This is a genomic window from Hymenobacter sediminis, assembly GCF_003231285.1.
Classification (GTDB): domain Bacteria; phylum Bacteroidota; class Bacteroidia; order Cytophagales; family Hymenobacteraceae; genus Hymenobacter; species Hymenobacter sediminis.
In genome coordinates this window covers 1-323 of the sequence record NZ_QKNS01000038.1, presented here as the reverse complement: position 1 = coordinate 323, position 323 = coordinate 1, and the positions used below count along the sequence as shown (strand labels likewise).

1 protein-coding gene is annotated in these 323 nt (G+C 43.3%); it reads left to right on the top strand.

What is annotated here, in order from left to right:
• Nucleotides 1–11: 11 nt before the first annotated feature.
• Nucleotides 12–323, top strand: a 312-nt coding sequence (locus DNI29_RS25410; RefSeq protein ID WP_202910586.1) for a recombinase family protein, incomplete at its 3' end; no start/stop codon positions are given.

The following is a 323-nucleotide window of genomic DNA, read 5'->3' as shown; positions in this document are numbered from 1 at the left end:
TCAAGAATCCGATGGATGATTTGATCCTAGGAATAATGAGTGAAATCAGTCAGTACGATAATAAGGTCAGAATGGAGAGATCCCGACAAGGCAGATTCTTGAAAATTCAGTCCGGTAATTGGAGAGGGGGGCCCCCACCTTTCGGTTATCGGATCAATGACAAGAAGCTAGAGGTCGACGAATTCGAAAGTAAGTGGATCAAAAAGATTTTCGAGCTGTACTCGGAGAATGTATCCACAACGAAAATCAGGGAAAAACTGAATACCAATGGAGTACTGACGAGACGGGGTAACTCCAATTGGTCTATGGGGTCGATTCAAAAA